The sequence below is a fragment of the Citrobacter sp. Cpo065 genome (genome assembly GCF_030332805.1).
In the GTDB taxonomy this organism is placed as follows: domain Bacteria; phylum Pseudomonadota; class Gammaproteobacteria; order Enterobacterales; family Enterobacteriaceae; genus Citrobacter; species Citrobacter portucalensis.
In genome coordinates this window covers 1-14,290 of the sequence record NZ_JAOWHC010000030.1, presented here as the reverse complement: position 1 = coordinate 14,290, position 14,290 = coordinate 1, and the positions used below count along the sequence as shown (strand labels likewise).

Here is a 14,290-nt window from a genome sequence, read left to right as displayed (position 1 = left end):
TTTGTAATTTTCTGATTACATGGAGAAATGATGGAACTGCTTTTATTGAGTAACTCGACGCTGCCGGGCAAAGGCTGGATGGAACATGCGCTGCCGCTGATTGCTGAACAACTGAATGGTCGCCGTACGGCGGTGTTTATTCCGTTCGCTGGCGTGACGCAAACCTGGGATGAGTACACGGCGAAAACGGCAGCCATCTTTGCGCCAATGGGCGTCAACGTTACGGGTATTCATACCGTTGCCGACCCGATTGCCGCTATTGAAAACGCAGAGCTGGTGATTGTCGGCGGGGGTAATACCTTCCAGTTACTGAAAGAAAGCCGCGAGCGCGGTCTGTTGGCTCCGATTGTGGATGTCGTCAAACGCGGTGCGCTGTACATCGGCTGGAGCGCAGGTTCCAACCTTGCCTGCCAGACCATCCGCACTACCAACGACATGCCGATTGTCGATCCAAAAGGTTTTGATGCGCTGGGTCTGTTCCCGCTGCAAATTAACCCACACTTCACCAACGCGCTGCCGGAAGGCCACAAAGGCGAAACGCGTGAACAGCGTATCCGCGAGCTGCTGGTTGTGGCACCGGAGCTGACGGTGATTGGCCTGCCGGAAGGGAACTGGATTAAGGTAAGTAACGGTCAATCCGTGCTCGGCGGCCCGAACACCACGTATATCTTTAAAGCGGGTGAAGAAGCGGTTGCCGTTGAAGCGGGCCACTGCTTTTAGTTGATTTGTTGTCTGATGCCGGATGGCGGCTTCGCCTTATCCGGCCTACAAGATCGACGACAACATTGCCGGATGGTGGCATAAATGCCTTATCCTGCCTACTGCTTCACCTCACTCAAAAATCATCCCGTCCATCGTCTTCATCCGGCTGTTCCAGCACGCTGTAAGCCACGGAACAAAACAGCGAGTTCAGACGCTGCATATCGCCCAACAGCGCCAGGTGCAAGGAGCTGGTTTCGATGCTCTGCACATTCTGCTGATGCAAACGGTCAACGTGCGCATGCGAATAACGACGATTGAGAATACGGAAGCGGTGCTTGCTGCGGCGCAGACGACGGGCACTGGTCACATCTCCTGAGAAGAACACCGACATCGCCAGTTGCAGATTGCTGAGCAACTGATCGTAGAGCGCATCCAGTTCTTTCAGCCCTTCGACAGAGAATGCCCGGCGAGCAGCCAGCGACTTATCGGCTATCTCGCTGCCCATACGTTCGACAATATCGGAAGCCTGTTCAAGGTTGAGCGACATTTCGATAATCTCCGCCCAACGGCGCGATTCCTCTTCAGCTAGCTCATCCTTTGGCATCCGCGCCAGATAGAGCTTAATTGCCGTGTACAGCACGTTAATGTCGTCCGCCATCCTGCGCAGCTCTTTCTCTTCACGTGGCTCGCCGTGCATTACTTTCTTCAGCCCGTCCATCATCTGCTCCATCGCGTCGCCGATACGCAGGGCTTCACGGGCGGCATTGGCCAGCGCGAGCGTCGGCGTATCCAGCGCGCTGACGTCCAGATGTTTGGGTTTCAGATGTGCATCCAGCTCCGGCTCATCGCGGATGATGCGCTTACAAAAACGCGCCATCGGTTCGGCAAACGGCACCATCGCCACGCAGCGCACCAGGTTGTAGAAGACGTGGAAATAGATAACCAGTTCAGATTTCGGCAGCGGCAGTTCATCCATCAGATTGGCCAGCGGATGAACAAACGGCAGGATAATCAGGCTCCCCACCAGCTTAAATAGCAGGCTACCGAGCGCCACACGGCGTGCTGCGGCGTTAGCGGCGCTGTTATTCAACATCGCCAGCAGGCCGGACCCGAGGTTGGCACCAATCACCAGACACAACGCCACCGGGAACGAGATAATACCTGCCGCGGTCAGCGTGGCCGTCAGCAGCACCGCCGCCAGGCTGGAGTAACTGATAATCGCAAACATGGCGCCAATCAGCGCATCGAGCATAATATCGCCAGTGAGCGAGGCAAAAATAACCTGTACACCATTAGCCTGGGTGATCGGCGTTACCGCCTGCACAATCAGCTCCAGCGCCAGCAAAATCAACCCCAGCCCAATACCGACCCGCCCCAGTTGCCCCACGCGGGACTGCTTACGGCCGAGAAAGAAGATCACGCCGATAAAAATCAGCAGTGGTGACAGCCAGGAGAGATCGAAGGTCAGGATACGCGCCATCAGCGCGGTCCCCACGTCGGCACCCAGCACTATGACCAGCGCAGGGGTAAGCGCCACGAGATCTTGTGCAACAAACGAGGTCACCAGCATGGTGGTGGCGTTGCTGCTTTGCACCAGCGCCGTTACGCCGATACCCGCACAAAAGGCGAGCGGCTTCTTTTCAACACTACGGCTGAGCACGGTACGCAAACGGGCGCCGAAGACGCGCATCACGCCGGTACGCACAATATGCGTACCCCAAACCAGCATAGATACAGCAGAAAGCAGGTGTAACAGAGTTAACACGGAATCAGGTTCTCCTTATTTTTATGGTTTTTTGAGGCTCATTTGCCTGATGGCGCTGCGCTTATCAGGCCTACAAATCATCCCTATGTAGGCCGGATAAGGCGTTTACGCCGCCATCCGGCAACGGCCCCCTTTCAGTATAAGGGTTTAAACGTAATAAAGAGACAGGGCACTCATTGAGCGCCCTGTTTGTTGTAAAGAAAGATGACAGTTTTGTGAATCAGTCGGCGTCATAGCCGAGGTTCGGCGCTAACCAGCGCTCCACTTCCGCCACGCTCATCCCTTTACGGAAGGCATAATCTTCAACCTGATCGCGCTGGATTTGCGCCACGGCGTAGTACTTGCTGTCCGGATGACTGAAATACCAGCCGGAAACCGACGCGCCTGGCCACATGGCGAAGGATTCGGTGAGCTTCATCCCGGTGTGCGCTTCCACATCCAGCAGTTCCCAGATGGTGGCTTTTTCGGTGTGTTCCGGGCACGCCGGATAGCCTGGTGCCGGGCGAATCCCCTGGTAGTTTTCGCGGATCAGCTCCTCGTTACTGAGGTTCTCATTCGCCGCATAGCCCCAGTAGACTTTACGCACGCGCTCATGCAGATATTCTGCGAACGCTTCCGCCAGACGGTCAGCGATCGCTTTCACCATGATCTTGTTGTAGTCGTCATGCTGGGCTTCAAAGGCGTCCGCCAGCGCATCTTCCTCAAGACCACCAGTAACCGCGAAAGCACCGATATAATCCGCTTTGCCACTCAGTTTCGGCGCAACAAAGTCAGACAGGCAGTAGTTGGCGAAACCGACTTTTTCCGTCTGCTGGCGCAGATGATGGCTCACGTTGATGACGTGCGTACGCGTCTCGTCACGGTAAATCTCGATGTCGTCACCCACGCGGTTTGCCGGGAATAACCCCACTACGCCGCGCGGATTCAGGGTCTTCTCGGTGCTGAGTTTATCCAGCATGTCGTTAGCGTCTTTGAACAGGCGCTTCGCCTCTTCTCCTACTACCTCATCTTCGAGAATGCGCGGGTATTTCCCGGCCAGCGACCAGGTCATAAAGAACGGCGTCCAGTCGATGTAATTGCGCAGAGTTTCGATGCTGGCTTCCACTTCCTGCACGCCCAGACGGTGCGCCACCGGCGGGGTGTAGTTTTCCCAGTCGAAGGCCAGATCGTTGTCGCGGGCAGCCTGTAACGTTACTGGCGGGGTACGCGGTTTCTTACGCGCATGCTGGATACGCACGGTTTCGTACTCTTTACGCGTACGGGCGACAAAGTCATCACGCTGGGTGTCAGAGAGCAGCGCAGCCACCACGCCAACGGTACGCGAGGCGTTCTGCACGTACACCGTCGGGCCGCTGTAGTTCTGCTCAATTTTCACCGCCGTGTGTGCTTTTGAGGTGGTCGCGCCGCCAATCAGCAGCGGAATAGTGAATCCCTGACGCTCCATCTCTTTCGCCACGTTGACCATTTCGTCCAGCGATGGGGTAATCAGCCCGGAAAGGCCTATCAAGTCGGCATTCACTTCACGCGCCGTTCTGAGGATTTTCTCCGCGGGCACCATCACGCCAAGATCGACGATCTCGTAGTTGTTACATTGCAGCACCACGCCGACAATGTTTTTGCCGATATCGTGCACATCGCCCTTCACAGTCGCGATGACCATTTTGCCGTTGCTGGAGCCTTTCTCTTTGCTGGCCTCAATGTACGGTTCGAGGTACGCCACCGCCTGCTTCATCACGCGGGCGGATTTCACCACCTGCGGCAGGAACATTTTGCCCTCGCCGAACAGATCGCCAACGACGTTCATGCCGTCCATCAGCGGTCCTTCAATAACTTCGATCGGACGCGCAGCCTGCTGGCGCGCTTCCTCGGTATCCAGCTCAATAAACTCGGTAATGCCTTTCACCAGCGAGTATTCGAGGCGCTTTTTCACGTCCCAGGTGCGCCACTCCGCCATCTGGGCATTCGCCGTGTCGTCGGTTTTACTGCCGCGATATTTCTCTGCCAGCTCCAGCAGTCGTTCGGTGCCATCGTCACGACGGTTGAGGATCACATCTTCAACAGCATCGCGCAGCTCGGCGGGCAAGTCGTCGTAAATAGCCAGCTGTCCGGCGTTGACGATCCCCATGTCCATGCCGTTGCGAATGGCGTAGTAGAGGAATACCGCGTGAATGGCTTCACGTACCGGGTCGTTGCCACGGAACGAGAATGAAACGTTAGAAACGCCGCCGGAGATCAGTGCGTGCGGCAGCTCGCGTTTGATGTCTTCACACGCGCCGATAAAGTCCTGCGCGTAATTGTTGTGCTCATCAATACCGGTCGCGACAGCAAAGATGTTTGGGTCGAAGATGATGTCTTCCGGCGGGAAGCCCACCTCTTCGGTAAGAATTTTGTACGCCCGACGGCAGATCTCAATTTTACGTGCGCGGGTGTCGGCCTGCCCTTGCTCGTCAAAGGCCATCACCACCACCGCGGCACCGTAGCGACGCAGCAGCTTCGCGTGATGGATAAAGGTCTCAACCCCCTCTTTCATCGAGATGGAGTTAACGATGCCTTTACCCTGAATGCACTTCAGCCCTTTCTCGATAACGTCCCATTTCGAGGAGTCGATCATAATCGGTACGCGGGCGATATCCGGCTCACCGGCGATCAGGTTGAGGAAACGCACCATTGCCGCTTCGGCGTCGAGCATCCCCTCATCCATGTTGATATCGATGATCTGCGCGCCGCTTTCCACCTGCTGACGAGCGACGTCCAGCGCTTCGCTGTATTTCTCTTCTTTGATCAGGCGTTTAAACTTCGCCGAACCGGTGACGTTGGTACGCTCGCCAACGTTCACAAACAGGCTGTCGTCGCCGATGTTCAGCGGCTCAAGGCCGGAAAGGCGGCAGGCAACCGGGATTTCCGGCAAGCGGCGCGGCGGTAAGCCATCCACTGCGCGGCTCATGGCGGCGATATGTTCCGGCGTGGTGCCGCAGCAGCCGCCGACGATATTCAGGAAACCGGCCTCAGCCCACTCGCGAATCTGCGCCGCCATGGTGTCGGCGTCGAGATCGTATTCACCAAAGGCGTTCGGCAGACCGGCGTTCGGGTGCGCGGTGACGTAGCATTCAGCAATGCGCGACAGTTCCTGCACGTACTGGCGCAGCTCGTCCGGGCCTAAGGCGCAGTTCAGACCGAAGGTCAGCGCATCGGCGTGGCGCAGGGAGTTGTAGAATGCTTCGGTAGTCTGGCCGGAGAGCGTACGCCCGGAAGCATCGGTGATGGTGCCGGAGAGCATAATCGGCAGCTCAACGCCCAGCGCTTCAAATTCGGTTTTAACCGCGAAAATAGCGGCTTTGGCGTTCAGAGTATCGAAGACGGTTTCAATCAGGATCAGGTCACTGCCGCCTTCCACCAGCGCTTTGGTGGATTCACGGTAGGCGGCCACCAGCTGATCAAAGGTAATGTTGCGGTAAGCCGGGTCGTTAACATCAGGCGAGATAGACGCCGTACGGTTCGTTGGGCCGAGCACGCCCGCGACGTAGCGCGGTTTTTCCGGCGTGCGCGCCGTCCATTCGTCAGCCGCCGCACGCGCCAGTTTGGCTGCCGCAAAGTTGATTTCCGCCGACAGGGATTCCATCTGGTAATCCGCCATGGCGATAGTCGTCGAGTTAAAGGTGTTGGTTTCGATGATATCCGCGCCCGCCTCAAAGTAGGCGTTATGGATGGCGGCGATGACCTCCGGTTTGCTGAGCACCAACAAGTCGTTGTTACCTTTCAGATCGCACGGCCAGTCGGCAAAGCGTTCGCCGCGGAAATCCTCTTCGCTCAGACGATATCCCTGGATCATGGTGCCCATACCGCCGTCCAGCACCAGAATACGTTCATTTAACTGCTGACGTAATTGTTCTACTTTGCTGCTCACACTCGCTCCCGACAACGCTCAACCAGACCGAAAAAAACTCAACAGGTCATACTGGCACAAACCTGAGAGGCGGAAAAGAGAACAACGGCCAACATGAGACATGTTCAGCTTCACTCATCCGATCAGTACAGGAATTCTTGCATTATAATTGAATAAAACGAAAATGATTTCCACGATACAGAAAAGGAGTCTGCCATGGTAGCCACTGTCCCCGCGAAACGCGGTAGAAAACCCGCCGCCGCTACTGCGCCTGCAACCGGGCAGGTTCAGTCTCTGACCCGCGGTCTGAAGCTGCTGGAGTGGATTGCGGAATCCAACGGCAGCGTGGCGTTGACCGAGCTGGCGCAGCAGGCTGGCCTGCCAAACTCCACGACTCACCGTTTGCTGACCACCATGCAGCAGCTGGGTTTTGTCCGTCAGGTAGGTGAATTAGGCCACTGGGCCGTAGGTGCGCATGCGTTCATCGTCGGCAGCAGCTTTTTGCAAAGCCGTAATCTGCTGGCGATTGTCCATCCGATCCTGCGCAAGCTGATGGAAGATTCCGGTGAGACGGTAAACCTGGCCGTGCTGGATCAAAGCGATCATCAGGCCATTATTATCGACCAGGTGCAGTGCACCCAACTGATGCGCATGTCCGCGCCTATCGGCGGCAAGCTGCCGATGCACGCCTCCGGTGCGGGTAAGGCGTTTTTATCCCAACTGAGCGAAGAACAAGTGACTGGCCTGCTGCACCGTAAAGGCCTGCATGCTTATACACACGCCACGCTGGTGTCGCCAGTGCATCTGAAAGAGGATTTGGCCCAGACGCGCAAGCGCGGCTATTCCTTTGATGATGAGGAACATGCGCTGGGTCTGCGCTGCGTGGCGTCGTGCATTTATGACGAGCACCGCGAGCCGTTCGCTGCGATTTCCATCTCCGGACCCATTTCTCGTATTACCGACGATCGCGTGACCGAGTTTGGCGCCATGGCGATCAAAGCGGCGAAAGAAGTAACGCTGGCGTACGGCGGATTTCGCTAAGATGGGGTTGCCGGGTGGCAGCTACGCCTTACCCGGCCTGCTATCTAAGGTTAGGGCAGATTTGTAGGCCTGATAAGCGTAGCGCATCAGGCACGGCGCACATTGCCGGATGGCGGCGCAAGTACCTTATCCGGCCTACGGTCGGTTTCATAACGCACGCTGAACCGCTGCCGACGTCGGTAGGCGTAAACATCTTCCACGTGACCGTTTTTGATGCGCGTCTGTAGGCCGCGCCAGTAGTCAGCGCTGAACAGGTCAGCGTGCATCTCTTCAAATAGCGGCCCTATACGCGGGTCGGCACATAGCCAGTGACGAAATTCTTCCGGGAAGACATCTCCCGGCGATACGCTGTACCACGGCTCAGCGCTCATCTCATCTTCCGGGTAGCGTGGCGGCGGGATATGGCGGAAATTCACCTCCGTCATGTAGCAGATTTCATCGTAATCGTAGAACACCACACGCCCGTGACGGGTCACGCCGAAGTTCTTAAATAGCATATCACCGGGGAAAATGTTGGCGGCGGCCAGCTGACGAATGGCGTTGCCATACTCTTCAATGGCATCGCGCAGTTGCTGACCTTCGACCTGCTCCAGCCAGATATTCAGCGGCACCATCCGTCGTTCAATATACAGATGGCGAATGACGATCTGATCGCCGAGATCGGTAATTTTTTCCGGGGCTTCCTGCAATAACAGCGCCATCAGCGCCGGATCGATTTGCCGTTTCTCCAGCACAAAATTCTCGAATTCCTGGGTGTCAGCCATCCGCCCAACACGATCGTGTTCTTTGACCAGTTGATAGCAGGCGCGGACGTGGGCGGCAGACATCTCTTTTTGCGGGGCAAATTTGTCTTTGATGATTTTAAACACCCGGTCAAAACCCGGCAGCGTAAACACCAACATCACCATGCCGCGGATCCCAGGCGCTTCAATAAATTGCTCATAGCAATGGGCAAGATAGAGCAGATATTCGCGGTAACTTTCGGTCTTCGCGTGTTTCTGACAGCCAATCGCCATGTACAGTTCGGCGGTGGTTTTACCGGGCAGGATCTCGCGCAGCCACTCCACCAGCGCCGCGGGCAAAGGGGCGTAAACCATAAAATAGGAGCGGGCGAAGCCAAACACAATGCTCGCCTCCGCCGTCGTGGTCAGACAGGTATCGACAAACAATTCGCCTTCATCAGTCCGGTGGATTGGCAGTAAAAACGGTAGCGTCCCCGAAGGAGTAATCAGCTTACCGACCAGCCAGGCGGCCTTGTTGCGATAAAACAGTTCGTTCGCCACCTGTAAATGGCAGCCCGACAACACATCCGCTCCCAGGGTTTCGGTCAGGTGTTCGATGATGTAGTGGATATCACGATGTTTGTTCTGCCACGGCAGACGCAGGGGCAGATCGCTAAGGACGCGCGTCAGCAGCCACTCCCAGCCGGTATCCGGAAAAAAGTCTTTCGCCAGGGGACGTGGGATCGTGCGAAAACGGCGCTCTGGCTGAGAACTGAAAATAAACAGCCGCTCGGGAGTCAGCGAGCGGTGGTCAAATAACCGACAGTAAACGGAGTTAAAGAAACTCTCCGCAATCTCGAAGCGCGGGTAATCCGGCAGTAGCCGGGTGTAATGCTCTTTCACGCGAAGTAAAAAATCCGCGTCGGTACTTTTGCCGTCAGTAATGCAGCGCAACTGCTCCACCACCAGACCCACGTGATGATCGTAAAGGTGAATACGGCTTTTCATCGCCTGCTGAACCGCATGCCAGTCGGCATGTTCAAAACGCTGCTGCGCGCCGGAGGTAACTTCCAGAAAACGCCCGTACTGGGCGTCGAAACCTTGCAAGATAGTCTGAGCAATCAGTAATTCCAGGCCACGCGTCATCAATGTCTCCCATCCGGCACAACGTCATGCCGGATGGCGCGTTCGCTTATCCGGCCTACATCCCCTCGTAGGCCCGGTAAGCGCAGCGCCACCGGGCATTAATCAAAACTGCGATTCTTCGGTCGAGCCGGTCAGCGCGGTCACCGAGGAAGCTCCGCCCTGAATGATGGTGGTGACTTTGTCGAAGTAACCTGTGCCCACTTCCTGCTGATGGGAGACGAAGGTGTAACCGTCTTTAGCTGCCGCAAATTCTGGCTGCTGAACCTTCTCAACATAGTGGCGCATGCCTTCACCCTGCGCATAGGAGTGCGCGAGGTCGAACATGTTGAACCACATGCTGTGGATACCCGCCAAGGTAATGAACTGGTATTTGTAACCCATATCCGACAGCTGCTGCTGGAAGCTGGCAATGGTTTTGTCATCCAGGTTTTTCTGCCAGTTAAACGACGGCGAACAGTTGTAAGCCAGCAGTTTGCCTGGGTATTTCGCGTGGATCGCATCGGCAAAGCGCTTCGCCAGTTCAAGGTCCGGCGTGGAGGTTTCACACCACACCAGATCCGCATACGGTGCGTAGGCCAGACCACGGCTGATCGCCTGCTCAATACCCGCATGCGTACGGTAGAACCCTTCGCTGGTACGTTCGCCAGTGATGAACTCGCTGTCGTATGGGTCGCAATCAGACGTAATCAGATCGGCTGCGTCGGCATCGGTACGTGCAATCACCAGCGTCGGCACACCCATGACGTCGGCTGCCAGACGGGCGGCCACCAGTTTCTGGATAGCTTCCTGCGTCGGAACCAGCACTTTGCCGCCCATGTGACCACATTTTTTCACCGATGCGAGCTGATCTTCGAAGTGAACGGCCGCTGCACCAGCCTCAATCATCGATTTCATCAGTTCAAACGCGTTCAGTACGCCGCCAAACCCTGCTTCCGCATCGGCAACGATCGGCAGGAAGTAATCGACATAGCGAGGATCGTTCGGCTCAATACCGGTTGACCATTGGATCTGATCAGCGCGACGGAATGTGTTGTTGATCCGATCAACCACCGCCGGGACGGAGTTCGCCGGATACAGCGATTGGTCCGGGTACATGCTGGATGCCAGGTTGGCATCTGCCGCCACCTGCCAGCCTGAAAGGTAGACCGCTTCAATACCGGCTTTCGCCTGCTGCAGCGCCTGACCGCCGGTCAGCGCGCCGAGGCTGTTGATATAACCTTTCTTCGATTCGCCGTGCAGCAGACGCCACATTTTCGCCGCGCCAAGCTGCGCCAGCGTGCATTCCGGGTTGACCGAGCCACGTAATTTCACCACTTCCTCCGCGCTATATGGACGGGTGATGCCTTCCCAGCGCGGTTGAGTCCATTCTTTCTGTAATTCTTCGATTTGTTGAGTACGGGTTTTCATGTGCAGATGCTCCATATTGTTATGTGGTGGATTACGCCAGCAGGCGGTAGCCTGGCAGGGTCAAGAAATCGATCAGTTCATCAGAGGTAGTGATTTGCTCCATCAGGCGCGCGGCATCGTCAAAACGCCCGCTGCTGTAGCGGTGTTCGCCCAGCTCGTCCTGAATCACCAGCATCTCTTCGGCCAGCATCTGACGGAACAGCGGTTTGGTAACCGGCTTGCCGTTGCTGAGCGTCTTCTCGTGGTGGATCCACTGCCAGATGGAGGTACGGGAGATTTCGGCGGTGGCCGCGTCTTCCATCAGACCGTAAATCGGTACGCAGCCGTTACCGGAGATCCACGCTTCGATGTACTGCACCGCGACACGGATATTGGCGCGCATGCCTTCTTCAGTACGCTCACCTTCACAAGGTGCCAGCAGTTGCTCTGCGGTAATCGGGGCATCTTCTTCACGGGTCACGAACAGCTGATTTTTGTTTTCACCGAGTACGTCGTTGAACACCGCCATGGCGGTATCTGCCAGTCCCGGATGGGCAATCCATGTGCCGTCATGACCGTTATTTGCTTCCAGTGCTTTGTCCGCTTTTACCTTGGTCAAAACCTGGTTGTTACGTTCCGCATCTTTGCTGGGAATGAACGCTGCCATGCCGCCCATCGCGAATGCGCCACGTTTATGACAGGTTTTAATCAGCAGACGCGAATAGGCGCTGAGGAATGGCTTATCCATCGTCACCACCTGACGGTCCGGCAGCACGCGATCCGGGTGGTTCTTCAGCGTTTTGATATAGCTAAAAATGTAGTCCCAACGACCGCAGTTCAGACCCACAATGTGGTCACGCAGGGCGTGCAGAATTTCGTCCATCTGGAAGACGGCAGGCAGCGTTTCAATCAGCAGGGTCGCTTTAATGGTGCCGCGCGGCAGGTTAAAGCGGTCCTCTGCATAGCTGAACACTTCGCTCCACCATGCCGCTTCTTGCCAGGCCTGCGTTTTTGGCAGATAGAAATAAGGGCCGCTGCCTTTCGCCAGCAACGTTTTGTAGTTGTGGAAGAAATAGAGGGCAAAGTCGAACAGGCTGCCCGGGATAGATTCGCCACGCCAGGTGACGTGTTTTTCCGGCAGATGCAGACCACGAACGCGACATACCAACAGAGCCGGATTAGGCTTGAGCTGATAAATTTTACCCGCTTCGTTGGTGTAGCTAATGATGCCATTGACCGCATCGCGCAGGTTGATCTGCCCGTCGATAACTTTGCTCCACTCAGGAGCCAGTGAATCTTCGAAGTCAGCCATAAAGACTTTGACGTTCGCGTTCAGCGCGTTGATGACCATCTTGCGCTCAACGGGTCCGGTGATCTCTACGCGGCGATCCAGTAAATCATCAGGAATTCCGCGAATTTTCCAGTTACCTTCACGAATGGAAGCTGTTTCCGAAATAAAATCAGGCAACTTACCGTCATCAATATCCTGCTGCTGCTGGATACGTGCAGCCAGAAGTTTATTCCGCTTTGGCGTAAATCTTGTCACCAGTTCAGTCAGAAACTCCACTGCTTCAGCGGTCAGAATTTGCTGTTCCTGTTCGCCACGCGGCCTGGTGAAGACCAGTTCATCGGTTGTCGTTGCCTGTTGATTCATTGCGTAGTTCCTCGTCATTGATCCAAACACATCCCCAATGCGAACGAAGGATCGTTGTGCGCTTTTCGTTCAGCACAACTAAGACTACTCATTTAAATTTCAAAATCAAAAACAATTTCCATTTTTAATTTAATTATCAATTAACCTATTGATAACAATATAAATAAAATTTAATTACACGATGAGGTGCGTTTCGGAAATAAAAAAGGCACCCGAAGGTGCCTGATTCAATATGCTGAAACGCTTAAGGATCGTCTGCTACAGAAGATTAATCCAGCGTTGGATTCATGTGACGCAGATCATATGGCGTGATCTGGTAGACGTAATAGTTGAGCCAGTTGGTAAACAACAAATTACCGTGGCTACGCCAGGTTGCCCGCGGTTTGTTTTGCGGGTCATCTTTCGGGAAATAGTTATAGGGTACTTCCGGCGATAAGCCCGCTTCGACGTCACGAAAATATTCGCTGCCGAGTGTATGGTCGTCATACTCAGGATGACCCGTCACGAAGGCGATACGTTTATCTTTGCTGGCAAACAGGTAAGCATCTCCCTCTTCGGTTTCAGCAAAAATCTCGAGATCGGTGTAGTCGCGGATAAGCGCTGCAGGGAAATCAGCATAGCGGGAATGCGGGGCCAGGAACGCATCATCGAATCCACGCGTCAGTAGCGCATGAGGGTGCAGAATATGGTGCTCATAGACGCCTGAGAGTTTGTCCGTGCGGGTTTGCTTGGGAATTCCGTACAGGATATTCAACGCGGCTTGCACCGCCCAACAGACAAATAGCGTCGAGGTAACGTGATCTTTGGCCCATTCAAGCACTTGCTTAATCTGCGACCAGTAAGCCACATCATTAAATTCAACCAGGCCCAACGGTGCGCCGGTCACGATCAATCCGTCAAAGTTCTGATCGCAGATATCCTCGAAATTACAGTAGAAGTTATTCAGATGCTCCGTTGGGGTGTTGCGTGACTCGCGGGCATCGATGCGCAATAGCTGAACATCTACCTGCAGCGGTGAGTTAGACAGTAAGCGCAGGAACTGGTTTTCCGTTTCAATCTTCTTGGGCATCAGGTTAAGGATGAGCACCTTCAGTGGACGAATTTCCTGACCGGAAGCGCGGGATGTCGTCATCACGAAGACGTTTTCCTCACGCAAAAAATTGACGGCGGGTAGCTCGTCCTGCACGCGAATTGGCATAACCTGATAACCTCACAACATACGTTTAAACGTTTAGACATCCAGATAGCTGAAGATACCCAGGAATCATGCGAATGTCGAGCCTGCATCCTCAAGTTGAGAAAGTTTCACGGCTCCTTGCTGTAGAATAGTGCAGTAAAGAAAAAAAGGAGAATGCTATGAACCTTACCATTCGTCGTTCGCGTCAGGACGAAGGAGATAAGTTAGTTTCTATTTGGTGTCGCTCAGTAGATGCCACGCACCATTTCCTCTCTGCGGATTATCGGATTGAGCTGGAGGAGCTGGTACGTTCATTTTTACCAGAAGCCCCTCTGTGGGTTGCAGTGACAGAACAGGATGAGCCCGTCGCCTTTATGCTCCTGACCGACCAGCATATAGATGCTTTGTTTGTCGATCCGGATGTGCGTGGTAGTGGCGTTGGTAACCTGCTGATTGAACATGCTTTATCAATGAGTTCAACGCTAACAACCAACGTTAACGAGCAGAATGAGCAAGCGGTTGGATTCTATAAGAAGATGGGATTTAGCGTGACGGGACGTACAGAGGTGGACGATCTCGGACGACCGTACCCGTTACTCAACCTCGTACGCGGGTAGCAGGACTAGCTTTTGTAGGCCGGATAAGGCGATACGCCGCATCCGGCAGTATGCAGACGTGTTGCCTGATGCGCTGCGCTTATCAGGCCTACAAAATACGTTCAGCCCGGCCCCTGCAGGCCGGATAAGGCGGCACGCCGCATCCGGCGGTTTTCATCCCGCACAGACGCAAAAAAGCCCATCCGTCAGGATGGGCT

9 protein-coding genes are annotated in these 14,290 nt (G+C 55.0%); 3 read left to right on the top strand and 6 right to left on the bottom strand.

Annotated elements, in window-relative coordinates:
• Positions 1-30: 30 nt before the first annotated feature.
• Entirely contained in the window at positions 31-720 is a 690-nt protein-coding gene (pepE, locus tag OGY68_RS10505) for a dipeptidase PepE (protein WP_032942056.1), read from the top strand.
• Between the two features lie 115 nt (positions 721-835).
• On the opposite strand, the gene OGY68_RS10500 is transcribed toward pepE, so the two are convergent.
• Entirely contained in the window at positions 836-2,467 is a 1,632-nt protein-coding gene (locus OGY68_RS10500) for a Na/Pi cotransporter family protein (RefSeq protein ID WP_048236377.1), read from the bottom strand.
• A gap of 220 nt (positions 2,468-2,687) precedes the next feature.
• On the bottom strand, positions 2,688-6,371 hold the full coding sequence (gene metH / locus OGY68_RS10495) for a methionine synthase (RefSeq protein WP_057068603.1): 3,684 nt from the start codon (positions 6,369-6,371) through the stop codon (positions 2,688-2,690).
• Positions 6,372-6,566: 195 nt separating this feature from the next.
• Between metH and iclR the strand changes: the two genes are divergently transcribed.
• Positions 6,567-7,391 carry a glyoxylate bypass operon transcriptional repressor IclR gene (iclR, locus tag OGY68_RS10490; protein ID WP_057068601.1) on the top strand — a complete coding sequence of 275 codons (825 nt, stop codon included), beginning with the start codon at positions 6,567-6,569 and terminating at the stop codon, positions 7,389-7,391.
• A gap of 86 nt (positions 7,392-7,477) precedes the next feature.
• On the opposite strand, the gene aceK is transcribed toward iclR, so the two are convergent.
• The 4 genes from aceK to metA all read right to left on the bottom strand — a co-directional run bounded on the left by aceK (position 7,478) and on the right by metA (position 13,497).
• Positions 7,478-9,259 (bottom strand): bifunctional isocitrate dehydrogenase kinase/phosphatase, encoded by a 1,782-nt coding sequence (gene aceK, locus OGY68_RS10485; RefSeq protein WP_057068600.1) that lies wholly within the window; start codon positions 9,257-9,259, stop codon positions 7,478-7,480.
• A 102-nt stretch (positions 9,260-9,361) separates the two neighbouring features.
• Positions 9,362-10,666, bottom strand: coding sequence for an isocitrate lyase (gene aceA / locus OGY68_RS10480; RefSeq protein WP_003826506.1), 1,305 nt, complete (start codon positions 10,664-10,666; stop codon positions 9,362-9,364).
• Positions 10,667-10,697: 31 nt separating this feature from the next.
• On the bottom strand, positions 10,698-12,299 hold the full coding sequence (aceB, locus tag OGY68_RS10475; RefSeq protein ID WP_286617054.1) for a malate synthase A: 1,602 nt from the start codon (positions 12,297-12,299) through the stop codon (positions 10,698-10,700).
• A gap of 268 nt (positions 12,300-12,567) precedes the next feature.
• A complete protein-coding gene (metA, locus tag OGY68_RS10470; RefSeq protein WP_057069249.1) occupies positions 12,568-13,497 on the bottom strand; it encodes a homoserine O-acetyltransferase MetA in 930 nt (309 codons plus the stop codon).
• A 158-nt stretch (positions 13,498-13,655) separates the two neighbouring features.
• Between metA and OGY68_RS10465 the strand changes: the two genes are divergently transcribed.
• The gene (locus OGY68_RS10465; protein ID WP_057069246.1) at positions 13,656-14,093 is read left to right on the top strand and encodes an acetyltransferase; all 438 of its coding nucleotides are present in this window, start codon (positions 13,656-13,658) and stop codon (positions 14,091-14,093) included.
• The last annotated feature ends 197 nt before the right edge of the window (positions 14,094-14,290 follow it).

Coding starts and splice junctions, on each gene's coding strand:
- aceA (WP_003826506.1), bottom strand. CDS start 10,666: ATGAAAACCCGTACTCAACAAATCGAAGAATTACAGAAAGAATGGACT.
- OGY68_RS10465 (WP_057069246.1), top strand. CDS start 13,656: ATGAACCTTACCATTCGTCGTTCGCGTCAGGACGAAGGAGATAAGTTA.
- iclR (WP_057068601.1), top strand. CDS start 6,567: ATGGTAGCCACTGTCCCCGCGAAACGCGGTAGAAAACCCGCCGCCGCT.
- aceB (WP_286617054.1), bottom strand. CDS start 12,299: ATGAATCAACAGGCAACGACAACCGATGAACTGGTCTTCACCAGGCCG.
- aceK (WP_057068600.1), bottom strand. CDS start 9,259: ATGACGCGTGGCCTGGAATTACTGATTGCTCAGACTATCTTGCAAGGT.
- metA (WP_057069249.1), bottom strand. CDS start 13,497: ATGCCAATTCGCGTGCAGGACGAGCTACCCGCCGTCAATTTTTTGCGT.
- pepE (WP_032942056.1), top strand. CDS start 31: ATGGAACTGCTTTTATTGAGTAACTCGACGCTGCCGGGCAAAGGCTGG.